23 protein-coding genes are annotated in these 23,463 nt (G+C 67.1%); 6 read left to right on the forward strand and 17 right to left on the reverse strand.

The annotated features are described in order from the left end of the window. Positions 1-417: a hypothetical protein gene (locus PVW48_RS00120; RefSeq protein WP_274579726.1), complete on the reverse strand. Its 417-nt coding sequence runs from the start codon at positions 415-417 to the stop codon at positions 1-3. 86 nt (positions 418-503) lie between these two features. Then, a complete protein-coding gene (locus PVW48_RS00125; protein WP_274579728.1) occupies positions 504-1,532 on the reverse strand; it encodes an extracellular solute-binding protein in 1,029 nt (342 codons plus the stop codon). Between the two features lie 226 nt (positions 1,533-1,758). On the opposite strand from PVW48_RS00125, the gene PVW48_RS00130 reads away from it, so the two are divergent. Next, a complete protein-coding gene (locus tag PVW48_RS00130; RefSeq protein ID WP_274579729.1) occupies positions 1,759-3,390 on the forward strand; it encodes an alpha-D-glucose phosphate-specific phosphoglucomutase in 1,632 nt (543 codons plus the stop codon). 101 nt (positions 3,391-3,491) lie between these two features. Beyond that, positions 3,492-5,099 carry an FMN-binding glutamate synthase family protein gene (locus PVW48_RS00135; RefSeq protein WP_274580264.1) on the forward strand — a complete coding sequence of 536 codons (1,608 nt, stop codon included), beginning with the start codon at positions 3,492-3,494 and terminating at the stop codon, positions 5,097-5,099. Positions 5,100-5,181: 82 nt separating this feature from the next. On the opposite strand, the gene PVW48_RS00140 is transcribed toward PVW48_RS00135, so the two are convergent. The 11 genes from PVW48_RS00140 to PVW48_RS00190 all read right to left on the reverse strand — a co-directional run bounded on the left by PVW48_RS00140 (position 5,182) and on the right by PVW48_RS00190 (position 14,969). Next, a complete protein-coding gene (locus PVW48_RS00140; RefSeq protein ID WP_012178688.1) occupies positions 5,182-5,445 on the reverse strand; it encodes a spike base protein, RCAP_Rcc01079 family in 264 nt (87 codons plus the stop codon). 150 nt (positions 5,446-5,595) lie between these two features. Then, positions 5,596-6,597: an ABC transporter ATP-binding protein gene (locus PVW48_RS00145; RefSeq protein WP_274579730.1), complete on the reverse strand. Its 1,002-nt coding sequence runs from the start codon at positions 6,595-6,597 to the stop codon at positions 5,596-5,598. Continuing rightward, a complete protein-coding gene (gene ugpE / locus PVW48_RS00150; protein WP_044028641.1) occupies positions 6,598-7,434 on the reverse strand; it encodes a sn-glycerol-3-phosphate ABC transporter permease UgpE in 837 nt (278 codons plus the stop codon). It abuts the gene before it with no gap. Positions 7,435-7,451: 17 nt separating this feature from the next. Beyond that, a complete protein-coding gene (gene ugpA, locus PVW48_RS00155; protein WP_274579732.1) occupies positions 7,452-8,333 on the reverse strand; it encodes a sn-glycerol-3-phosphate ABC transporter permease UgpA in 882 nt (293 codons plus the stop codon). Positions 8,334-8,425: 92 nt separating this feature from the next. Further along, positions 8,426-9,727 (reverse strand): sn-glycerol-3-phosphate ABC transporter substrate-binding protein UgpB, encoded by a 1,302-nt coding sequence (gene ugpB / locus PVW48_RS00160; RefSeq protein ID WP_274579733.1) that lies wholly within the window; start codon positions 9,725-9,727, stop codon positions 8,426-8,428. A 76-nt stretch (positions 9,728-9,803) separates the two neighbouring features. Then, complete coding sequence (locus PVW48_RS00165; RefSeq protein WP_274579734.1) at positions 9,804-10,709, reverse strand: HAD-IIA family hydrolase; 906 nt, start codon at positions 10,707-10,709, stop codon at positions 9,804-9,806. Continuing rightward, on the reverse strand, positions 10,706-11,521 hold the full coding sequence (gene phnE, locus PVW48_RS00170) for a phosphonate ABC transporter, permease protein PhnE (protein ID WP_274579735.1): 816 nt from the start codon (positions 11,519-11,521) through the stop codon (positions 10,706-10,708). Before phnE (PVW48_RS00170) ends, PVW48_RS00165 begins: the two co-directional genes overlap by 4 nt. Next, positions 11,521-12,333 carry a phosphonate ABC transporter, permease protein PhnE gene (gene phnE / locus PVW48_RS00175; RefSeq protein ID WP_012178681.1) on the reverse strand — a complete coding sequence of 271 codons (813 nt, stop codon included), beginning with the start codon at positions 12,331-12,333 and terminating at the stop codon, positions 11,521-11,523. The genes phnE (PVW48_RS00170) and phnE (PVW48_RS00175) overlap by 1 nt, the downstream gene beginning before the upstream one ends. Beyond that, entirely contained in the window at positions 12,330-13,127 is a 798-nt protein-coding gene (gene phnC / locus PVW48_RS00180) for a phosphonate ABC transporter ATP-binding protein (protein ID WP_012178680.1), read from the reverse strand. Before phnC ends, phnE (PVW48_RS00175) begins: the two co-directional genes overlap by 4 nt. 62 nt (positions 13,128-13,189) lie before the next feature. Further along, positions 13,190-14,164 (reverse strand): phosphate/phosphite/phosphonate ABC transporter substrate-binding protein, encoded by a 975-nt coding sequence (gene phnD, locus PVW48_RS00185; RefSeq protein ID WP_012178679.1) that lies wholly within the window; start codon positions 14,162-14,164, stop codon positions 13,190-13,192. Positions 14,165-14,198: 34 nt separating this feature from the next. After that, the gene (locus tag PVW48_RS00190) at positions 14,199-14,969 is read right to left on the reverse strand and encodes a DeoR/GlpR family DNA-binding transcription regulator (protein WP_274579737.1); all 771 of its coding nucleotides are present in this window, start codon (positions 14,967-14,969) and stop codon (positions 14,199-14,201) included. A gap of 169 nt (positions 14,970-15,138) precedes the next feature. Between PVW48_RS00190 and PVW48_RS00195 the strand changes: the two genes are divergently transcribed. The 3 genes from PVW48_RS00195 (at position 15,139) to PVW48_RS00205 (ending at position 17,686) form a co-directional block, all read left to right on the forward strand. Next, positions 15,139-15,606: an NUDIX hydrolase gene (locus PVW48_RS00195; protein WP_274579738.1), complete on the forward strand. Its 468-nt coding sequence runs from the start codon at positions 15,139-15,141 to the stop codon at positions 15,604-15,606. Positions 15,607-15,890: 284 nt separating this feature from the next. Next, positions 15,891-16,268 (forward strand): PAS domain-containing protein, encoded by a 378-nt coding sequence (locus PVW48_RS00200; protein ID WP_274579739.1) that lies wholly within the window; start codon positions 15,891-15,893, stop codon positions 16,266-16,268. Positions 16,269-16,330: 62 nt separating this feature from the next. After that, positions 16,331-17,686 (forward strand): cytochrome-c peroxidase, encoded by a 1,356-nt coding sequence (locus PVW48_RS00205; RefSeq protein WP_274579740.1) that lies wholly within the window; start codon positions 16,331-16,333, stop codon positions 17,684-17,686. Positions 17,687-17,858: 172 nt separating this feature from the next. On the opposite strand, the gene PVW48_RS00210 is transcribed toward PVW48_RS00205, so the two are convergent. The 4 genes from PVW48_RS00210 to PVW48_RS00225 form a co-directional block, all read right to left on the reverse strand. Continuing rightward, positions 17,859-18,449 (reverse strand): ferric reductase-like transmembrane domain-containing protein, encoded by a 591-nt coding sequence (locus PVW48_RS00210; protein WP_274579741.1) that lies wholly within the window; start codon positions 18,447-18,449, stop codon positions 17,859-17,861. Between the two features lie 4 nt (positions 18,450-18,453). Then, on the reverse strand, positions 18,454-18,969 hold the full coding sequence (locus PVW48_RS00215) for a Twin-arginine translocation pathway signal (RefSeq protein WP_274579742.1): 516 nt from the start codon (positions 18,967-18,969) through the stop codon (positions 18,454-18,456). Positions 18,970-19,435: 466 nt separating this feature from the next. Next, on the reverse strand, positions 19,436-20,914 hold the full coding sequence (locus PVW48_RS00220; protein ID WP_274579743.1) for a CRTAC1 family protein: 1,479 nt from the start codon (positions 20,912-20,914) through the stop codon (positions 19,436-19,438). After that, entirely contained in the window at positions 20,911-22,110 is a 1,200-nt protein-coding gene (locus tag PVW48_RS00225) for an ROK family transcriptional regulator (protein ID WP_274579744.1), read from the reverse strand. Before PVW48_RS00225 ends, PVW48_RS00220 begins: the two co-directional genes overlap by 4 nt. A gap of 257 nt (positions 22,111-22,367) precedes the next feature. On the opposite strand from PVW48_RS00225, the gene xylF reads away from it, so the two are divergent. Continuing rightward, on the forward strand, positions 22,368-23,390 hold the full coding sequence (gene xylF, locus PVW48_RS00230; RefSeq protein ID WP_274579745.1) for a D-xylose ABC transporter substrate-binding protein: 1,023 nt from the start codon (positions 22,368-22,370) through the stop codon (positions 23,388-23,390). The last annotated feature ends 73 nt before the right edge of the window (positions 23,391-23,463 follow it).

Raw genomic sequence — 23,463 nt, forward strand, 5'->3', positions numbered from 1 at the left:
TCAGGGGTCCGGCACCACCTCGACCGGGCCGACCCCGGTGATCCGCGCCGCGCAATCCGCAACCGGGGCGAAACCGGGGCCGTCGAGCCGACAGGCCCCGACCACGAAGGCGTAGCGTTCGACTTCCGTGCAGGGGGCGTTCGGGGTCTCGAACACCGCCGTGACGCTCTCGCCCGGGCCGAGGTTCATGAACCACGTGCCTTTGCTGCGCCCGACCTGCGCGTCCCCGACATAGAGCAGGAAATGCCCGCTGACCTCCAGGGCCGGACGCTCGCCACGATTGGCCAGGGTCATCTGTGCCGTGCAGTAATACTCCCGCAAGCCGATCTCGCCCAGTGACAGCTCGAACTCGGCGCCATGGGCGGCCGACGCGGCGCAGAGATAAGCCGCCGTGGCCAGGATATGCCGTCTTTTCATGTCTCTCTCCCGTTCTTGCGTCCGTGTCACGAAAACGGGCGCGGTCCGAAAACCGCGCCCGACCGAAGGTCCCGAAGGAACGAGGCTTACTCCCAGCCGGCCGCGGTCAGCACGCGCTGGGCTGCGTCGACATTGTCGCCGATGGCCGACAGGTCGATCACGTCCGGACGGAAGATGCCGAGGGCCGCAACCGACGGCGAAAGGCCCACACCGGGCACCGCGGGATATTCGTCATTGCCGGCCGAGAAGTACTCCTGCGCCTGCACGGACGACAGGTACTCGAGGAACTTCACCGCGTTGTCGCGGTTCGGCGCGTTCGCGGCCACCCCGCCGCCGGAGATGTTCATATGCGCCCCGATCGAGTTCTGGTTCGGGAACACCCAGCCGATATTCGCGAGGTCTTCCTCGGACATGGTGCTGTCGCCCTTCCGGGTCGCGCGGGCGTAGTAATAGGTGTTCGACATCGCGATGTCGCACTCGCCCGAGGCGATGCCGCGCAGCTGATCGGTATCGCCGCCCTGAGGCGCGCGGGCGAAGTTGCCGACCACGGCCTTGGCCCAGTCGGTCACCGCTTCTTCGCCCAGATGCTCGATCAGGGCCGCGACGATGTTCTGGGTATAGACGTTGGTGGAGGACCGGATGCAGACCATGCCCTCATATTCCGGCTTCGCCAGGTCCTGATAGGTGGCCGGCGGGTTTTCCACGTCGGTCTTGTCGTAGAACAGGATGCGCGCGCGCTGCGAGAAGCCGAACCACTGGTTGTCGTCATCCTGCAGGTAGGCGGGGATGCGCCCCTCGAGGATCGGGCTGTCCACCGATTGCAGCAGGCCGAGATCCTTGGCCCGTGCCAGACGCACCGTGTCCACGGTCAGGAATACGTCCGCCGGGCTGTTGGCGCCCTCGGCCTCCATCCGCGCGATCAGTTCGTCGGCGTTACCCTCGATCCGGTTTACGGTGATGCCCGTGGCCTCTTCGAAATCCGAGTAGAGCCGCTCGTCCGTGTCGTAGTGACGCGACGAATAGAGGTTCAGCTCACCCGCAGCATAGGCCACGGAACCGAGCAGCGTGGCCGCGGCGGTCAGACCGGCAAGCGGCAGAGAAAGTCGTACAGGCATGGTTACTCCCCAAGGTTTGTTAATCCTGACTGTTTTGATCAGTATACGAGTGCGCGCCGAGATCAAGGGGTATTCGACTGTTTTAGTCGGGTTTCTGCACGACGCGCCGTCGCGCAGTGGTCACACCGTGCGGCAGCTCCCGGGCGATGAGCCAGCCCCCTTGCAGCCGCCGCCAACCCCGGGGCACTACAGGGGCACACCCCCGCCCATACGCAGGAGATCGACCATGCCAGGCCACATCGTTCAGACCGCTCCGATCCCCGGTCAGAAACCCGGTACCTCCGGGCTGCGCAAGACCACCGGCGAATTCCAGGCCCCGCATTTCCTGGAGAACTACGTCCAGGCCATCTGGAACGGGATCGGCGGTGTCGCGGGCAAGACCCTCGTTCTGGGCGGGGACGGGCGCTATTTCAACGCCGAGGCGGCTCAGGTCGTCCTGCGCATGGCCGCGGCAAGCGGGGCGGCCCGGGTCATCGTGGGGCAGGGCGCGCTTCTGTCCACGCCCGCCGCCTCTCACCTGATCCGCAAGCGTGGTACCGATGGCGGTATCATCCTGTCGGCCAGCCACAATCCCGGCGGGCCGGAGGGCGATTTTGGCGTCAAGTATAACGGCCCCAATGGCGGCCCCGCGACCGAGGAGGTCACAGATCGCATCTTCGCGGCCACGCAGGCGATCACCGACTACGCCATGCTCGACGCGCAGGACGTGGATCTGTCGACCCTGGGCGAGACCCGGCTTGGTCAGATGGTGGTCGAAGTGGTCGACCCGGTCGCCGACTACGCCGCCCTGATGGCCGAGATCTTCGATTTCGACGCGATCCGGGCGCTTCTGGCAGGTGGTTTTCGGCTGCATTTCGACGCCATGCACGCGATCACCGGCCCCTATGCCAAGGCGATCCTCGAAGAGACGCTCGGTGCTGCGCCGGGCAGCGTGGTCAACGGCACCCCCAGCCCGGATTTCGGCGGCGGCCACCCCGACCCCAACCCGATCTGGGCCAAAGAGCTGGTCGACCGGATGATGGGCCCCGATGCGCCCGATTTCGGCGCGGCCTCGGACGGGGACGGGGATCGCAACATGATCATGGGTCGCGGCATCTATGTCACGCCCTCCGACAGCCTCGCGGTGCTGGCGGCCAACGCCACACGCGTGCCGGCCTATGCCGACGGGCTGGCGGGGGTGGCACGCTCCATGCCCACCTCCCGCGCGCTCGACCGGGTGGCCGAGGCGCTGAGCATCGACTGTTACGAGACCCCCACGGGCTGGAAGTTCTTCGGCAACCTGCTGGATGCGGGCCGGGCGACCTTGTGCGGCGAGGAAAGCGCCGGGACCGGCTCGGACCATGTGCGCGAGAAAGACGGGCTCTGGGCGGTGCTCTTCTGGCTCAATATTCTCGCCGACAGCCGGGCCTCCGTCGCCGACCTGATGGCGGATCACTGGGCGCGGTTCGGGCGCCATTACTACTCCCGCCACGACTACGAGGCGGTGGATACCGCCGCGGCCAAGGGCGTTATGGACGCCCTGCGCGCGCGCCTTGCGGACCTGCCCGGTACCACCGCGGCGGGCCGACAGATCGCCTTTGCCGACGAGTTTTCCTATGACGACCCGGTCGATGGCTCCCACAGCGCGGGGCAGGGGCTGCGCGTGGGCTTCACAGACGGCGCGCGGCTGGTCATCCGCCTTTCGGGCACCGGCACCGTGGGCGCGACCCTGCGCGTCTATCTCGAAGCCTTCGTGCCCGGCCCCGAGGGGCTCGACCGCGACCCGCAAGAGGCGCTCGCGCCCATGATCGCCGCGGCCGAGGCGCTGGCCGAAATCGCAACCCGCACCGGCCGCACTGCCCCGGATGTGATCACCTGAGCCCGCCCCCGTCGATTTAGCCGGTTCACAGAGCCGAGCATCGGTGTTTAGGGTTTCTCAAGGACCGTCAGCCCATGCTGACGGAGGTTTGGAGCCCGCCCATGTCGCGTTATTCGATTTTCCTCGCTGTCACCGTGCTGACCCTCGCGTCGCTGGTCGCTGTTGCATGGAGCGTCTGGTTCTGGATCCCGGTGGCCTTCTTCGGGGGGCTGTCCCTTCTGGGCCTCTATGACGTGATCCAGTCGCGGCACTCGATCCTGCGCAATTACCCGGTGATCGGGCATATGCGCTTCCTGTTCGAAGGCATCCGCCCCGAGATCCGGCAATACCTGATCGAAAGCGACCAGGACGAGGAGCCGTTCTCCCGCGACATGCGCTCGATCATCTACCAGCGCGCCAAGGGCGTCGAGGACAAGCGCCCCTTCGGCACCCGGATGCGGGTCTACGATTCGGGCTACCAGTGGCTGACCCACTCGGTCCGCCCGGTGCATATCGCGGACACCGATTTCCGCGTCCGCATCGGCGGGCCGGACTGCACCCAACCCTATGACGCCTCGATCTACAACATCTCGGCGATGAGCTTCGGGGCGCTCTCGGGTAATGCGATCCGGGCGCTCAACAAGGGCGCGAAGGCAGGCGGCTTTGCCCATGACACCGGCGAGGGCGGGGTCAGCATCCACCACCGCGAAGGCGGCGGTGACCTGATCTACCAGGTGGGCTCGGGCTATTTCGGCTGCCGCACCCCGGAGGGCGTGTTCGACCCCGAGAAATTCCGCGAAACCGCCGCCAACCCGCAGATCAAGCTGATCGAGCTGAAGCTGTCCCAGGGCGCCAAGCCCGGTCATGGCGGGGTGCTGCCGGCCTCGAAGATCACGCCCGAGATCGCCGAGGCGCGCGGCGTGCCCATGGGCGAGGACTGCGTCTCGCCCGCCTCCCACAGCGCGTTTTCCACCCCGATCGAGATGATGGAATTCATTGGCAAACTGCGCGAATTGTCGGATGGCAAACCCGTGGGTTTCAAGATGTGCATCGGCCACCGGCGCGAATTCATGTGCATGGTCAAGGCGATGCTGGAGACTGACATCACCCCCGACTTCATCGTCATCGACGGGAAAGAGGGCGGCACCGGTGCCGCGCCGCTGGAATTCGCCAACCGCATGGGCATGCCGCTGGTCGAGGGGCTGACTTTCGCCCACAACACCCTGCGCGGTGCTGGGGTCCGTGATCGGATCAAGATCGGCGCCTCGGGCAAGATCGTCACGGCCTTCGACATGGCCAAGGTGCTGGCACTGGGCGCGGACTGGGCCAATTCCGCCCGCGGCTTCATGTTTTCCATCGGCTGCATCCAGGCCCAGGCCTGCCACACCAATGCCTGCCCGGTGGGCGTCGCGACCCAGGACCCGCTGCGCCAGCGGGCGCTGGATGTCGCAGACAAATCCGTGCGGGTAGCGCGATTCCATCGCAACACGCTCAAGGCACTGGGCGAGATGACCGGTGCGGCCGGGCTGGAAAGCCCCGGCGACTTCCTGCCCTATCACCTGATGGTGCGCGAGACCGACCGTGGCATGGTCACCGGGGACGAGGTGTACCCCTACCTGCCCGAAGGCTTCCTGCTGCGCGGGGAGGAAGACGCCTTCGGCTACCTGCGCCGTTGGCGCCGCGCCGATGCAAATGACTTCTCACCCGCCGACATGGTCAAGGGCACCTGAGCCCGATCGCCCGCCACGGGCCCGCTTGCGCGTCCCATGGCGGTGGCACCGCAGCCCGGTGTGGTCTGCGGTGCCGCAGGGCTCACCGCAGCCCGATCAGATCACTTGCGGTCGTATCGCTGTTGCGCACCCGCCGTGCCCGCACCGGAAGAAGCGTTCCGGATGCCAGGTTCTTGAACGTGACCACGTCGCCGTTCAGCAGCTCCATGGACAGATCTCCGCCGCTGCCGACATAGACCGCGCGCGTCGCGTAGTTCAGTTCCCGCCCATTCGCGGGAATGATAATTTCGGCTGCAACGGCAGGGCTGGTCATGCCGGGTTGCCGGTTCTTGTAAACGTCAATCATTGCATTGTCTCCATGAGAAACCAGCGTCCATAAGGACCTCAAAGAGCTGAAGATTTCGCAATCTCACCGAACGCCGATCCCCCCGCGCCGCAACGGCCGGGGCGGTCGCTGGCATGCACCGCCTTCTTTGCAAAGGGGAAGGGCCGGCTCTCAGACCCGCTTGCCGGTATCGCCAAAGAGCATCGTGTCGCTGTCGTCCCAGTCCAGTTGCACGGTCGAGCCCTCCGCCGGCATGGGCGCCGCGGCGTCCTGGCGCACGGTCAGGGTCGTGCCTTGGGACGCGCGCAGATGCAGCAGCGTCTCCGCCCCCAAGGCCTCGGCATAGGCGACATGCGCTTCCAGCCGCCCCTGGGGGGCCACGCGCAGATGCTCTGGCCGGATGCCGACCTGTTGACCTGCCGGCCCTGCGCGGACCATGTCGGCAGGCAGGAAATTCGTCGGCGGCGAGCCGATGAACCCCGCCACGAAGGCCGTCTGGGGGTTGGCGTAAACTTCCAGCGGCGCACCGATCTGATCGGCCACGCCGCCGTTCATCACGATCATCCGGTCGGCCAGCGTCATCGCCTCCACCTGGTCGTGGGTGACATAGAGCGACGTGACCCCCAGCTCCCGCTGCAGCGCCTTGATCTCCAGCCGCATCTGCACCCGGAGCTTCGCATCCAGGTTGGACAAGGGCTCGTCGAACAGAAACACCGCGGGCTTGCGCACGATCGCGCGCCCCATGGCGACCCGCTGCCGCTGCCCGCCCGACAACTCCTTGGGCTTGCGACCCAGGTACGGCTCCAACTGCAAGAGCTTAGCGGCCACCGCCACCCGGTCGGCGATCTCCGCCTTGGGCACTTTCGCGATCTTCAGCCCATAGGCCATGTTGTCGAAGACCGACATATGTGGGTACAGCGCGTAGTTCTGGAACACCATGGCGATGTCGCGGTCCATCGGCTCCAGCGTGTTGACCACCCGCCCGTCGATCCGCACCTCCCCCGAACTCACGGTTTCCAGCCCCGCGACCATGCGCAACAAGGTGGACTTGCCGCAGCCCGACGGCCCCACGATCACGATGAACTCGCCTTCGGTCACATCGATGCTCACCCCGTGGATCACCTCGGTCTTGCCGAAGGATTTCTTGACATTGTCCAGCGTCAGCGTCGCCATCTACTTCTCACTTTCCACAAGTCCACGCACGAACAGCCGCTGCATGGTGATCACCACGATCACCGGCGGCACCATCGCCAGGATCGAGGTCGCCATGATCACCGGCCAGTCGGCGGTGTCGTCACCTGATGGGAACATCTGCTTGATGCCCATGACGATGGTGTTCATCTCCGGGTCGGTCGTGATCAGCAGCGGCCAGAGATACTGGTTCCAGCCATAGATGAACAGGATCACGAACAGCGCCGCGATGTTCGTCCGGCTCATCGGCAGCAGGATGTCGAAGAAAAACCGCATGGGCCGCGCCCCGTCGACCCGCGCGGCCTCGGCCAGCTCATCCGGCACCGTCATGAAGAATTGCCGAAACAGGAACGTCGCCGTGGCCGAGGCCACCAGCGGCAGGATCAACCCTTGGTAGCTGTTCAGCATCCCGAAATTCGCGATCACCTCATAGGTCGGCACGATCCGCACCTCCACCGGCAGCATCAGCGTCAGGAAGATCAGCCAGAAAAACAGCATCCGCCCCGGAAACCGGAAATAAACGATGGCAAAGGCGGACAGCAGCGAGATCGCGATCTTTCCCAGCGCGATCCCCAACGCCATGATCAGTGAATTGCCCAGCATCAGTGCGACCGGCGCATTGATCCCCGCGGTCAGGGCGCGGGTGTAGTTCTCCACCAACTGGTCCCCGGGCAGCAGGGGCATGGGCGGGCGCACGATCTCGGGCTGGCTGACCGTCGAGGCCACGAAGGCCAGCCAGATCGGAAAGAAGATGAACGCCACCCCGATGATCAGACCCAGATGGGTCAGCCACAGGCCCAGCCCGCGCTTCTCGACCATGCCAGACCGCTCCGCCATCAGTAATGCACCTTCCGCTCAACATACTTGAACTGGATCACCGTCAGGATCGAAACCAGCACCAGCAACACCACCGACTGCGCCGCCGAGGAGCCCAGATCCTGCCCCACGAACCCGTCGGAATAGACCTTGTAGACCAGGATTGTCGTCGCCTGCTGCGGCCCGCCGCTGGTGATCGTGTGGATCACCCCGAAGGTCTCGAAGAAGGCGTAGATGATGTTCACCACCAGCAGGAAAAACGTCACCGGCGACAGGAGCGGGAAGACGATCGTCCGGAACCGGGTCCAGAACCGCGCCCCGTCGATCGCCGCCGCCTCGATCACCGATTTCGGGATCGCTTGCAGCCCGGCGAGGAAAAACAGGAAGTTGTAGCTGATCCGCCCCCAAGCGCTGGCCACGACCACCAGCCCCATGGCCTCTTCCTCGTTGAGAACATGGTTCCAGTCATAGCCCAGCTGGCCAAGGTACCAGGTCACCACGCCCACCCGCGTGTTGAACATGAACAGCCACAGCACCCCGGCCACCGCCGGGGCCACCGCATAGGGCCAGATCAGCAGCGTCCGGTACGTCCCCGACCCCTTGATCAGCCGGTCCGCCAGCAGCGCGAGATAGAGTGCGACGCCCATCGATACCACTGTCACCAGGATCGAAAAGACCGCCGTGGTCACGAAGGACGCGCGGTAAAAGGGGTCTCCGAACAGGAACTCGAAATTCCCCAACCCCACCCATTGCATCGACAGCCCGAAAGGGTCCGGGATGAACAGCGACTGCCAGATCGCCTGTCCGGCTGGATAGAAGAAGAACAGGGCCGTGATCACGATCTGCGGTGCCACCAGTAACAGTGGCAGCCACAAGCCCTTGAACGTCACGCGCTTTTCCATGTGCCCCCCTCGGCGTCGAAAGGGACGGGCACCGCCATGCCCGCCCCCATGTCACCTTCTCGCACGCCCTGATCCGAGTGCGCGCGGTGTCGTTAGCGGCTCGCCTGCTCGAACCGGCGCAGCAGGGCATTGCCCCGCTCCACGGCGGAATCCAGCGCGGCCTGCGCGTCCTTGTCACCGGACCACACGGCTTCAAGCTCTTCGTCGATGATCCCGCGGATCTGGTCGAACGACCCCAGGCGCAGGCCCTTGGAATTGGCGGTCGGCTCCTTGGCGGTCATCTGGATCACCGCGATGTCCGTGCCCGGGTTCGCCTCGTAGAAGCCCTGCTCACGGGTCAGTTCCCCTGCCTCGGACGTGATCGGCAGGTACCCGGTATCCTGGTGCCACTTGGCCTGGATCTCGGGGCTGGACAGGAAATCCATGAAGGCGGCGACGCCCGCATACTCCTCGGCCTCGTGCCCCTCCATCACCCAGAGCGACGCGCCCCCGATGATGGTGTTCTGCGGCTCGTCCGCCACCGCCGTCCAATAGGGCAGGGGCCGCACTTCGAATTCGAACTCGGCCTCCGCATTGATCCCGGCATACCCGGCGGAGGATTCGGTGAAGAGCGCGCATTCGCCCGCGCGGAAATTGGCCCCGCCCTCGTTGCGCCGGCCGGCATAGATGAACTTGCCCTCTTCGGCCCATTTGCCCATGGCCGAGATATGCGCGACCTGTGCGGGGCTGTTGAAGGCCAGCTCCGTGTCGGCCCCGGCAAACCCGTTCTCCTGGGTCGCAAACGGCACGTCATGATAGGCCGAGAAGTTTTCCAGGTGGATCCAACTCTGCCAGGCGGTGGTCATCGGGCACTCGACGCCCGCCGCGGCCAGCTGGTCCAGAACCTCGCCGACCTGCTCCCAGGTGGACAGATCCGTGTCCGGGTCGATCCCGGCCTCCGACAGCATGTCACGGTTCACCCACAGAACCGGCGTGGACGAGTTATAGGGCAGTGACAGCATGTTGCCGTCGGTCGAGGTATAGTAGCCCTTCACCGAGCCGATGTATTTCGACTGGTCGAACCCGTCGCCCATCACCTCGAACACCGGCCGGATCGCCCCCTGTGCAGCCATCATGGTGGCGGTGCCCACTTCGAACACCATCAGGATATGGGGCTGCTCACCCGCGCGGAAGGCCGCGATCCCGGCATTCAGGGTCTCGGAATAGTTGCCCTTGTGGCTCTGGACGACCACGAACTCGTCCTGGCTGGCGTTGAACGTGTCGACCTGCTCGGCCACAAGCTCGCCCAGACGCCCGGTGAAGGCATGCCAGAACTCGATCTCGGTCTGTGCCAACGCGCTCTGGGCCGAGCCGAGCACCGCCAGCGTTGCGATGGTGGAAATGGTATATTTCATGGGTCTTCTCCCGTTTTGCAGTTGGTGTCCGTCTCTCCGCCATCTGCGGGCGGTTTCCGTGGTTATGTGCGCTTTTTCAGGGGCTTGCCACAACAAAATCAGGTATGATGCCGGACCGCGCGATCATGGCCCCCGCGTCCCGCCCCGCCAGGAACCCGTAGCCCGTGATCAGGGCCGAGCGCACCCGTGCGGTCTGTGCCCCCAGGATGTCGGTGTGCAGGCTGTCGCCCACCATCACCACCCGGTTCCGGTCCACATCCCCCAGCCGCGCGAAGGCCAGGTCATAAATGTTGGCGAAGGGCTTGCCGAAAAACTGCGGGCTGACACCCGTCCGGTCGGCGAGTTGATGGGCGAAATGCCCCGGCTCCGCGGTCAGCCCCGTCTCCCGCGGGGCCACGATGTCCGGATTGGCCACCAGAACGGGCCGCGGCCGGGCACGCAGGGCACCCTCCAGCAACGCCTGCCGCGCCGCACTCCAGCCCGCGCTGCCCACCAGGAGGAACCCGTCCACCGCCGCATAGGGCGCGGGGTCGTCGCCCAGCACCGTGACCTCCCCGGGGCCGAGATCGTCCAGCGCGATGCCCTCGGGCGTCATCACGCCCCAGCACGCCGCCGCCCCGCCCGCCATGTGATGGGCCAGCGTCCGGCGGCTGGTGATCACGTCCTCGGGCGCGAACCGAAAACCCAGCTTGGCGTATTTCTCCATCAGGGCGGCGTGGGGCACGCTGGCGGCATTGGACACGATCAGCACCCGCTTGCCCGCCGCCTGCAGGTCCGCGACCCGCCCCACCGCGCCGGGGATCGCCGTCTCGCCGATATTCAGCACCCCGAACGCATCCAGAAGGAAGGCGTCGAACCGCTCCGCCAACGGCGCGAGGCTCTCCAGCGCCTCCGGTGTCCCGCGCGGTGCGATGGCCCGGGGCAGGCGGGGGCGCGCCGCCTCGTAGGCGTCGAACGCATGGTCCAGCGTCATCAGGGTCAAATGATTGCGCCCCGCACCTTGGCCGAGACCCATTCGCTGATCACGACAGCCGCCAGGATCACCAGCAGGATCAAGCTCACCTGCGGCCAAGCCAGCACGTTGAGCGAGGATGACAGCTGCAGCCCGATGCCCCCCGCGCCCACAAGCCCCAGCACCGTGGATTCGCGGATGTTGATGTCCCAGCGGAACACCGCGATCCCGGCGAAGGCGGGCATGATCTGCGGCACGATCCCGTAGGCCATGACCTGCCAGCGCGAGGCGCCCGTGGCGGTGATCGCCTCGACCTGCTTGATGTCGATCTCCTCGATCGCCTCGTAAAGCAGCTTGGCGCAGAACCCGATGGACCGGATCGCGATGGCGACCACACCGGCCAGCACCCCCGGCCCGATGATCGCGATCAGCAGAAGCGCCCAGATCAGCGAGTTGATCGACCGGGTCGACACGATGATCAAAAGCGCGATGGGCCGGATGATCAGCGCCGAGGGCGTCGTGTTGCGCGCCGCCAGGAACGCCACCGGCACCGCGAGAAAGAGTGCGATGATCGTGCCCAGCGTGGCGATGTTGATCGTGTCCCAGATCGGCCGGCCCAGCTGGGTGATGTATTCCCACCGCGGCGGGGTGGCCCGGGTCCAGATATCGTCGGCGATCCGTGGCGCGTCCCACACGAAGAACCACGTGGTCGCGTCCGAGATCCGATGCCAGCAGACCACGAACACCGCCACCCCCAGCAGCCAGCCGAACCAGCGTACCAGGCTCTCGTTGCGGGTCCGGCGATGCCAGACCTGCGTCCCTGCCTTGTCCAGAACCGGCATTATTGCACCCGCGCCCGGATGATGCCGGAGAGGTATTCCAGCGCCATCACGATCCCGATGATCAGCAGCAATATCGCCGCCGCCGTGTTGTATTCATAGCGGTCGAAGGCGGTGTTCAAAGTCGCCCCGATCCCGCCCGCACCCACGAGCCCAAGGATCGCGCTCTCGCGGAAATTGATGTCGATCCGGTACATGCTCAGACCGATGAGGCGTGGCATCACTTGGGGTTGCACGCCGTAGTTGATCCACTGCATCCAGCTCGCGCCCGAGGCCTTGATCGCCTCGGCCTGCACCCGGTCCATGGATTCGATGTCTTCGGCCAGAAGCTTCGACAAGAACCCGATGGTCGCGAAGGACAGGGTCAGGAACCCCGCCAGCGGCCCGAAGCCGAAGATCGCGACCAGCAGGATCGCGACGATGATTTCCTGCAACGCCCGGCTCACGGCGATGATCGCCCGACACACCAGGTAGACCGGCAGGGGCGCTATGTTGCGCGCCGCCCCCAGCGCGATGGGGATCGAGATCGCAATCCCCACCACCGAGGCCGCCACCGTCATCACGATGCTCTCCAGCAGCCCCTCCCAGATATCCTTGCCACGCGAGGTGAAATCCGGATTGGCAAAGCCCAGGATGAACTGCCAGCCCCGCTCCAGCCCGATATAGACCCGGCCCCAATCGACCTCGATGGTGGCGAAGGCGGCAATCAGATAGGCGATGGTGCCCACGATCAGGGTCCAGCGCAGTGCCGCGCTGCGCACGAAAGGCGGCTTGCGCCAGGGCGTGCCGACCATATCCTCCAGCCGGGCTGTCATTCGGCGGCCTCCACGGGCGCGTCCTCGTCCTCCACCTTCTCGATTGTGGCCTCCCAATCCTCCTCGCCGTAAATCTCGGTCAGCTTGTCTGGCGTCAGCCCCGTGGGCCCCCCGTCATAGACGATCTCCCCGAACCGCAAGCCCACCACGCGCGGTACGAACATCTGCGCCAGTGCCACGTCGTGGATGTTGATGATCGCCGCAAGCCCGCGCTCGGCGCACAGCTCGGTGATCAGCCGCATGATCTGGCGGGAGGTCTTGGGGTCCAGCGATGCGGTCGGCTCATCCACCAACAGCAGCTTGGGGTTCTGGATCAGCGCCCGGCAAATGCCCACGCGCTGCCGTTGGCCGCCGGACAACTCGTCCGCCCGCTTGTCGGCCATGTGCAACAGCCCAACCCGGTCCAGAAGGCGAAACGCCTCGTCCACATCCGACTGGGGATAGCGCCGCAGGAAGGACCGCCAGAACCCGACAAACCCCAACCGCCCCGACAACACGTTCTCCATCACCGTCAGCCGTTCGACCAGCGCGTATTCCTGGAAAATCATGCCCATCTCGCGCCGCGCCCGGCGCAAGCCGCCCGACCCCAGCGCGGTGATATTCACATCGTCCAGCCACACCGCCCCGCTCGTGGGCGGCACCAGACGGTTGATGCAGCGGATCATGGTGGACTTGCCCGCCCCCGACGGCCCGATCAGCGCCAGGACCTGCCCCGATGGCACCTCCAGGTCGATCTCCGTCAGGGCCTTGTCCCCGGTCTTGTAGGTCTTGGTCAGCTTCTCGAGACGCAGCATGTCCCACCCCGCAAAAAAGGGCGTGGCGGACCGACCGGCCCGCCACGCGCCATGGTTTCAGATCATTCGCACGCGTAGGAAACGCCGTTGGCCTCGTCGATCTGCCGGATCACCGCCCAGAACTCCTTGTAGTTCATCGGCAGGAACTGGCCCTCGTTGGATTTCGAGAATTCCTCTTCCAGCGACGTGCCTTCCCACTCGAAGTTGATGAAGGCATCGCGGATCTGGTCCTGTAACTCCGGCGTCAGGTTATGGGCGGTGCCATAGCCCGTGGTCGGGAAGGTCTGCGAGGTGTAGATCGACACGATCTGGTCCTCGCTCACGACCTCGCGCTCGGTCATCCGGTGCAGCACCGAGTTTGCGATGGCCGCCGCCGGATAGTCCTTGTTGGCCACCCCGAGGATCGAATTGTCGTGTTTGCCCGAGAACACGGGCTCGAAATCCTTTTCGGCTTCCATGCCATACTCCGCCTTCAGGATCGCCGAGGGCGCCTTGAAGCCGGAATTCGACGTGGGCGAGGTGAAGGCCAGCTGCCCGCCCTTGATGTCCTCGATCGTCTCGATGCCGGAGCCGGGATAGGTGATGATCTCCATCTCGTAGCCGAAGCTGCCATCTGTCGCCGCCATCAGCGCGAAGGGCCGGAAGCCCGCGCAGTTGACCGCCAACGGGTTCGACCCGGTGTTGAACCCCGCCACGTGCAGTCGGCCCGAGCGCATCGCCTCGATCTGGGCGGCGTTGCTCTGGACGGGGAAGAACACCACGTCCTTGCCCGTGACCTCCGACAGATGGTCGATGAAGTCCGACCAGGCTTCGGCATAGACCGCCGGGTCCTCCACCGGCGTGTAGGCGAAGATCAGCGTGTCGGGATCGACCAGTTCCGACGGATCGGTCGGGATATCGGCGACCAAGTCGCCATCCACGTCGCAGAAACGCTCGTCCAGATCGCCGCGTGGGCAATCCTGGGCCGATGCGGCCCCGCCCAGTGTCAGCATCGCCGCCATCGAAACGCCGGTCAGCAGTTTGGTTGTGATGTTCATTTGGTTCCTCCCCGAAGTATCAGTATCTTGTGGTTCAGTCCGCGATCAGCACATCGACCCCGGCCCGGTGCAGCGCACTGGCCAGGTCCGCCGGGGGTCGCGTCTCCACGACCACCGAGGACAGCATATCCAGTGCCCCCACATGGTTCAGTCCGGTCCGCCCGAACTTGCCGCTATCCAACACCAGATGTGTGTGACAGCTCCGTGACAGCATCGCCCGTTTCACTGCCGTGAACCCGCGCACGGTCTCGAACGGCCCCTCGCCGGTCAGCCCGGCCGCGCCGATCATGCAGCGATCCACGCGGAAGCCATTAAGAAAGGCGACCGTGTCCGTGCCGGTGACCGCCGATTCCGCGGCCTGGTAGGCGCCGGGCGCGAGGATCACCTCCGCCGCGCCCTCGCCGAGGGTCATCGCCACCGGCAGGCTGTTGGTGATCACCGTGCAGGGCGTGCCACGCCATGCCAGCGCGCGCGCCACCTCGATCATGGTCGCGCCGCTGTCGATCATCAGGGTCTCGCCGGGATGGACCAGGGCCGCCGCGGCCTGCGCGATGCGGGCCCGCTCGGCCGCGCGGGCGCCGGAGCGCTCGGTCAGGTCCGGATAGGTACCCCGCGTGGGCACCGAGGCCCCGCCATAGGCGCGGCTGATCAGCCCCTCGCGGCTCAGGCTGTCGAGATCGCGGCGCAGGGTTTCAGTAGAGACATCGAACCGCCGGGCGAGGTCGCTGACCCGCACATGCGGATGCAACTTCAGCTCCAGCAGGATGCGGCGTTGCCGTTCCGACTTCTTCAGTCGTCGCGGCACGCTGCGCCCATTTTCGCACCCAGTGCCAGAGACCGCGTGTGCCACGATTCCTGCCTCCCCCCAAATCTGGCCCTAGCATTGTTGGCAATCGCCACGATATGCAACGAATTTTGTTGTACCCACCCCATGAAAATGTTTTTTTCATCGCGATTTGAGGAACATGGATTCCATGGCCAAGACGCCCCAGGAGGCCCGGCCGCAGGTCGCCGCCCTGCCGATACGCTGGAAGGACGGCAAGCTGCGGGTGCTGCTGATCACCTCGCGCACGACCCGGCGCTGGATCATCCCCAAGGGGTGGCCGATGACCGACCTGTCCTTCCCCGAGGCTGCTGCGATCGAGGCGCAGGAGGAGGCAGGGGTCGTGGGCCAGGTGCTCACCACGCCGCTTGGGCATTACCATTACCGCAAGGTCCTGTCGGAGACCGAGTCCTGCCTGTGCAAGGTGACGGTCTATCCGCTGATCGTCGACCGGCTGGAAGAGTGCTGGAAGGAACAGGACGAGCGCACCCGCAGGTGGGTCTCCGCCAAGGAGGCAGTCGCGCATGTGCAAGAACCCGAGCTGGCCGCGATCCTGCGTGCCCTGGGCAAACAGTGCCGCTCCCGCGCCGATCTGGAGGCACTCGGCGCCCCCTCCTGACTGACAGGGCCGCCGGTCGCGCCGGGACCAAGCGCGTTGCAACGCGCTTAAGCCGCTTGCAAGCGGCTTGGCCCGGGCGGATCCCGCAGGATCGGCGGACAAGCGCGTGCCCCGGGCGGATCTGCCGCGGCATGCGCAGGGCTAAGCGCGGTGCAATGCGCCCCAGCGGCCTGGCCCGGCGCAGTCCGCCCCCGCGACCCATCGACCGCACCGCTTGGACCCATCGCATGCACGCTATATGTCTGATGCGCAGACATTATCGCGACCTGATACGGAACACGCCCATGCCCGACACCCCGCAAGACATCGCAGACCTCCGCGCCCTTCTGGACGAGGACGAGGCCGAGATGAGCGTCGTCTTCTCCGACCCGTCGCAGCCCGACAACCCGATGATCTATGTCAGCGACGCCTTCCTGATCCAGACCGGCTACACCCTCGAAGAGGTGCTGGGCCGCAACTGCCGTTTCCTGCAGGGGCCCGACACCAACCCCCATGCGGTCGAGGCGATCCGCCAGGGCCTGAAGGCCGAAACCCGCTTCACCATCGACATCCTGAATTACCGCAAGGACGGCTCGGCCTTTGTCAACCGCTTGCGCATCCGTCCGATCTATGACCCCGAGGGCAACCTGATGTTCTTCGCAGGCGCCCAGAACCCGGTCTGACCGCCGCTCTTGCCTCCGCCCCGCCCGTGCGGCACGGTTCGCCCGAGAGGAGAGGAGGCAGCATGCAGCTAACCCATCGCAGACCGGTTCGCACCGCGTGCATCGCGGCCTTGGTGCTCGTGCTGCTGGCCCCGCTCGCGCGCGCCGAGGCGCTGCCGCTGCCCGACCCGGTCACCGATGCCGACTACGCCCCGGTGGACGGCGCCGAGGCGCGCCTCGGTCAGCTGCTCTTCTACGACCCGATCCTGTCGGGCAACCGCGAGGTCTCCTGCGCCACCTGCCACCACCCGGCCTTCGGGACCTCCGACGGGCTGTCGCTGGGCATCGGCGATGGCGGCACCGGCCTTGGCCCCGCCCGCCGCGCCGATCCCGACAACCCGCCCGAACAACGCATCCCACGCAACGCGCCCGCACTCTTCAACCTCGGCGCCCACGAGTTCACGGTGCTCTTCCACGACGGCCGGATCGAGACCGACCCGGATCGCCCCGGTGGGTTGCGCACCCCGCTCGACGCCGACATGGTCGCGGGCTTCGCATCGCTCCTGTCGGCGCAAACCATGTTCCCGGTGCTCAGCGCCGACGAGATGGCCGGCCACTATGGCGAGAACGAGATCTCCACCGCCGTGCGCCAGGGCCGCCTCACCGGGCCGGGCGGCGCCTGGGACCTGATCTCCCGCCGGGTGGCGGCGATCCCCGCCTATGGGGAGGCATTCGCGCGGGTCTACCCGCAGATATCCGCGCCCGACCAGATCGCCTTCACCGACATCTCCAACGCCATCGCCGCCTTCATGGCCTTCGAGTTCCGCTCCGATACCAGCCCGTTCGACGCCTACCTGCGCACGGGCCAGGGGCTGGACGCGGCCCAGGGGCGCGGCATGGCGCTGTTTTACGGGACCGCTGGCTGTGCGGCCTGCCACGCGGGAAAATTCCAGACCGACCACGGGTTTCATGCCATGGCGGCGCCGCAGATCGGGCCGGGCAAGGCCGCACGGTTCGAAACCCACGCCCGCGACGAGGGCCGGATGCGCGTGACCGGGCGAGCGGCGGATGCCTATGCCTTCCGCACCCCCTCCCTGCGCAACGTCACCCGTACCGCGCCCTACGGCCATGCGGGCGCGCACCGGGATCTCGGGGCGTTCCTGCGCGACCATATCCGGGCCGATGGCGGGGCAGGGCGGTTCGATCCGACAGGAACAGTGCTGCCCGACCTGGCCGTTTCCGATTTCCGCGTCATGACGGACCCGGCGCAGCAGGCCAAGATTACCGCCGCGCGGACGATCGAAGGCCCGGTCTTGTCAGAGGCGGAGATCACCGACCTCATCGCCTTTCTCGGCGCTCTCGAAGACCCGGGCGCGCTCAAGGGCCGCCTCGGCATCCCCGCCGCCGTGCCCAGCGGCCTTCCCGTCGCCCGGCCCTGAGCGCACCACTTGCCACCGGCGCCCAAGCGGCTTCGAAGCCGCTTGTTCCCGCGGCCCCGGCGCGGCATCCTGCCCCGTCCCGCCGCGCGCCACCGTCTCGTCGCCCCGGACCTGCGCGCACCCACGGCCACCCGCGCCCCAAGCGGCTTCGAAGCCGCTTGTCCCGGCGCCCTCACGCCCGTCGTCGCGGCGCCCAGGCCCGCAGTGTCCAGACCGCCCAGCCGGTCGCCCCCAGCACCCCCGCGCAGAGCAGCGCACGTGTCACCGGCTCCATCACGCCCTCGATCTGCACCGCATGCACCGCCGTGCCAATCACGGCCAGCACCACCGCCGCCGTATGGGCCCTGCGCCAGACCCGCGGCCCCATCCGACGCCGCAGCACCGCCAGCCCTGCCGCCCCGAATACCGCCCACATCGCCACGACACCCCAAGCGGAGAACGGCGTGGGCGACACCAGAAGCAGCGCATCCACAACGTCGGGCGGGCTGGTGATCCAAAGGCCGCCCACATGCACAAGCACCAGCGCCACCAGCGCGCTGCCGGTCCAGACATGCACCCGCCGCCCCAGCGCCCTCGGCACCAAAGGCAGCAGCCCCGCCGCCAGCAGCGGCTGCAGCAACATCAGGCCAAGCGCGAAAATCCCCGCGAACCCCGCCGCGATATAGACCGGCTCCCGCCAGGCCAGAAGGGGACTGCCCGCGGCCAAAACAACCGGCACCGCGATCCCCAGCCCCACGGCCGCCCAGGCCGCAAGCCCGCGCATCGGCTCAGACCGGCTCCAGCACGAAGGCCACATCCAGCGTCGTGTCCTCGGCGCTGCCCATGATCGGGCGCAGGAACACGGTCTTGAACCCGCCCCCGCCATGGCCCGTGTCATGGTCCGCGTCATAGGCGAGATGCCCGTGCGGCTGGCCGAAGGCGGGCACGATCTGCGGCATCTCCAGCCGGAACATTCCGTTGGCATCGGTCAGGGTCGCGCCATGGCTCTCGGGATCGCGCTCATGGCCTTCGGTGGTATGGGCCCACATCTGGATGCGCCGGCCGGGCAGGGGCGCGCCATCGCCCGCCCGCCGCACGGTCCCGGTCATCCAGAACCCGCCGCCCCCAATGCGCTCCACGATCGGCGCGCCGGGGCGGTAATTGTTGGCTCCGCCGCGCATGGTCGGCGTCGGCGCAAGTCCCGCCGCCCGGGCGGGCACGCTCAGCCCGCCGAGGGCCGCGGCGGTCCCGGTGGCCAGACCCGTGCTCAGAAGGGTGCGGCGCGTAAGAAAACTCCCAGTCATCCAAGTCTCTCCTGTCTCTGAACGGCCAATTGTATCTTCTGCCGAACCTAACACACCGACAGGGTCTGGCGACCGCGAGGCGTCTGCGCGCGAGACACGGTTGTGTGAGCGTCCGGCCACGAATTTCTTGAGATTTCGTGTCAGCACCGCGCGGTAACCTATTCAAAAACCGTAATGTTTCGCGCGCGAAACAAATCTCTGGAAGCCCTTGATCCGCCACAATTTCGCGAAAAAATTTGTCGGCGGCGGAGGGCATCTCCGGCCCCAGTCCGGTAATCCGGGCCGCCCGCGCAACGCCCGACCCCGGGCAAGCGGCTTCGAAGCCGCTTGGGCTCCCCGCGGCGCCCCGAGCCCCTGCACCCCCGCCACGCTCCGTGCCGCCGTCCCACCGCTCCGGGCGGGGCGACACCTGGGCCACCCGCGCCCCAAGCGGCTTCGAAGCCGCTCGGCCCCGTCCGCCGCGCGCTCAGGGCTCCACGCGCAGCACCCGGTCCGCAGCGCTCTCGCCCTGCCAGATCACCCGGTCGGCGGCGTCGCGCAACTCGACCTGCGCCCGCACCGCGTCGCCCAGCCCGAAATGCAGCGGCGCGGCACTGCCGCCCGCATGACCGCCCCCGACCAGGCGCTGCTGCACCTGCGCGCCCGCGTCCGTGGTCACCGTCACCCGCGCGCCGATCTCCGCCAGCCCGAGCGCTGACAGGTCCACCGCCAGCCAGCGGCCCGTTTGCAGCGAAACATTGCGATAGAGCTCCAGCGGCGCGCGCCGGTTCACCACCACGAGGTCGAGCCGCCCGTCGCCGTCCAGATCCGCCAGGGCCGCGCCCCGCGACCGCGCCGTGGTGGCCACCCCCGCGGCGACCGAGACCTCCTCGAACCGCCCGTCCGCGCGCTGGTGCAGAAGGTTGTTGGGGTCCTGCATCGCCAGCCCAGGCATCTGGTCCACGTTGCCCTTGGCCAGAAACAAATCCGCGCGTCCGTCATTGTCCACATCCCCGAACTCCGCATGCCAGCCGGTGGATGGGCGTCCATCCTCGCCCGTGTGGGGCCGCTGGGCATAGGTGCCGATGGCGAAAGGGGCGGCGGCATAGGTCCCGTCGGCCTGTGCGATCTGCATCAGCTGGTCGCCCATGGAGGTCAGCATCACCTCGTCGCGCCCGTCGCCGGTCAGATCCCGGCTGGCGATCCCCATGCCCCAGAGCGCCACCTGCGGCCAGCCATCCTCCGGGCCCAGAAACCGCCGCTCGGCCAGGTCGAACATCTGCTCGTACCCGCCGCGCACGTAGTAATGCCGGTCATTGGACAGCCGCAGGGTCATCCGCCCGCGCGCATCCCGCGCCGCCAGGGCCGAGAGGGTGCAGAAGCCCGGCCCGAAACTGTCGCTGCGAAACCCGCCCGCCTGGCCGGGGCGCAGAACTTGATGGTCGTCACAGGCCTCGAACGGCCCGTCGGGGTCGTCGCGGTCGACATAGTTGCCCACGAAAAGTGTCGGGCGCTCGTCGCCTGGCGCGACCCAGGCGGTGAATGCGGTGGACCAGGCGTCGCCGGGGTCGATCCCCAACTCCGCGGTGGCCTCGGTGAAGGCGCAGTCCGGCCCGCCGCGCAGCACCAGGTTCGGCCCCACCCGCAGCACGAAGAGATCGCGCCATCCGTCCCCGTCGATGTCGAGCGGATAGGCCCCGGTCACGCCGGTGATCTTCGGCAACAGACCGGGCGCGAACCGCATGCCGCCGCGGTTGCGCAGCAGGATCGCCGGGGCCTCGCCGCCCGCGGCGAACAACTCCGGCAACCCGTCGCCGTCGCAATCCAGCACGGCAAGACCGCCGCCGACGAAATGCTCCCACCCGCCGGAATAGACATGGGGCGGCAGGGTGCCCGACAGATCCTCGAACCGGATTTCGGACTGGACCGGGCCCGCAAGGCAGGCCAGCAGCGCAAGGGCTCTCATCTCTCCCCCAAGAGCGCGTCCGTGACCGCCGACAGCGCCAGCGCCGTCGCCCCGCGCGCCCAGACCTGGTCGCCCCAGGCGTGGATCTCGACCCGGGTGCGCGGGGTGGCGGGGTGCAGGGTCATGCGCTGCATCTCGGCGAGCACCTCTTCGGCATAAAGGTAGTCGTAGCGCATCCGCGCGCCGCTCAGAATGATGAGTTCCGGATCGAAAAGCTGCACCACATTGGCCAGTCCCAGCGACAGGAAGCGCCCGGCGCGCTGGAAGATCGCCTTGGCCGCGCCGTTGCCGGCCTTGGCCTGATCGAACAGGCTCTCCAGCATGGCGGCGGCGGTCTGGGCCGAGCGGGGGTCGCGGTCGAGCGCGGTGGAGGCCTCGCGGACCAGCGCGTAGTCGGCCAGATACGCCTCCAGGCAGCCGCGCTGCCCACAGCGGCAGAGCGCCCCGTCGAGCTGCACCTTGGTGTGCCCCAGCTCCAGCCCGAGCCCCTGTGCGCCGCGAAACAACCGGTTGTTCAGCACCAGCCCCATGCCGACCCCTTGTTCGATCGTGACCACGGCGAAGTCCTGCATCGCGCGGCCCGCGCCGAACCACAGCTCGGCCAGCGTCAGGACATTGGCGTCATTCTCCAGATGCGCGGGCAGGCCGAAGCGGTCTTCGATGATCGCCTGGAGGGCATGATCCTGCCCGGCGAGGATCGGCGACCAGGCGACGCGGCCGGTTTCGTGATGGACGGCCCCCGGCAGACCGACGCCGAGCGCCGCCACCCGGTCGCGGGGCAGGGCGGCGGCCGCCAACACCTCGTCGATCAGGGTGGCCATCTCGGTCAGCAGCGCCTCGAGCGCATAGCGCCCCGGCTGGCTCGCGCGGTGGGCGGTGGCCAGTTCGGTGCCGGAAAAATCCGACAGGCTGACCGTGTGCATCTCGTCCGACAGGCGCAGGCCGAGCACGTAGCGGGCCTCGGGCACCACGGCGAGCGCCACGGGCGGGCGACCGCGCCCGGTCTCGCGGGCGGGGGCGGCGATTTCGGTGAGAAACCCCGCCTCGATCAGGTCCGAGGTCAGCGCGGTGACCGAACCGGGCGAGATGCCGAGGGCGCGGGCGATGTCCATTCGCGGCGCGTGCCCGGCGGCGCGCACATGCTCGAATACCGCCTGACGCAGGGGTTTTGCATTGCGGCCCGAATCGGGCAGCATGGGCCCGCATCCGGGAGTGTCGCGCGTCGCGGCATCCTCTGGCATTAATTCATCCCCTGAACTTTATAGCCCATAGAAACCCGCGCATCTTTCCCTCAAGCGGCGGCGTAAGGCAGGTTTTCCCGGAATATGACGCATATAATTTCACCACCTGTCAAATTTATTTTGACAACCGAATTAAACTTTGCATCACTGAGGGGGTGAGGGTCGAATGACCCCGGAGCCTGGGTTCAGGCGCCTACATTTGGGAGGACTACATGCGTAAAGCAATTCTCGCGGCCGCCATCGTCGCGGCCGGTGTCACCACATCGGCCTATGCCGATGTCACGGTCGGTGTCAGCTGGTCGAATTTTCAGGAAGAGCGTTGGAAGACCGACGAGGCCGCCATCAAGGCCGCGCTCGATGCCGCCGGCGCCACTTATGTTTCGGCGGACGCGCAGTCGTCCTCGGCCAAGCAGCTGTCGGATGTGGAGAGCCTGATTGCGCAGGGTGTCGATGCCCTGATTATTCTGGCCCAAGACAGCCAGGCCATCGGCCCAGCCGTGCAGGCCGCGGCCGACGAGGGGATCCCGGTGGTTGGCTATGACCGCCTGATCGAGGATCCGCGGGCCTTCTACCTGACCTTCGACAACGTGGAAGTGGGCCGGATGCAGGCCCGCGCCGTGCTGGAGCAGGCCCCCGAGGGCAATTACGTGATGATCAAGGGCTCGCCCACGGACCCGAACGCGGACTTCCTGCGCGGCGGGCAGCAGGAGATCCTGCAGGATGCCATTGACGCAGGCAAGATCACCATCGTGGGCGAGGCCTATACCGATGGCTGGCTGCCGGCGAACGCCCAGCGGAACATGGAGCAGATCCTGACCGCCCAGGACAACCAGGTGGACGCGGTCGTGGCCTCCAACGACGGGACCGCGGGTGGCGTGGTCGCGGCCCTGACCGCCCAAGGCATGGAAGGGATCCCGGTCTCGGGCCAGGACGGCGATTACGCGGCGCTGAACCGGATCGCGCTGGGCACCCAGACCGTGTCGGTCTGGAAGGACGCGCGCGATCTTGGCCGGGCGGCTGGCGAGATCGCCGTGGCCATGGCGGGCGGTACCGCGATGGCGGATATCGAGGGGGCGACCTCCTGGACGTCGCCGGGCGGGACCGAGATGACCGCGCGGTTCCTGGAGCCCGTGCCGATCACGGCCGACAACCTGAGCACCGTGGTCGATGCCCAGTGGATCACCCAGGAGACCCTGTGCCAAGGCGTGACCGACGGTCCGGCACCCTGCAACTGATCGCCTGAAGATCCGGTCCCGGCGCGCGCGGCGTGCCGGGGCCCATTGCCGTTCACCGACGATCCGCGCCAGA

It is taken from the genome of Dinoroseobacter sp. PD6 (assembly GCF_028807315.1).
Lineage (GTDB): Bacteria > Pseudomonadota > Alphaproteobacteria > Rhodobacterales > Rhodobacteraceae > Dinoroseobacter > Dinoroseobacter shibae.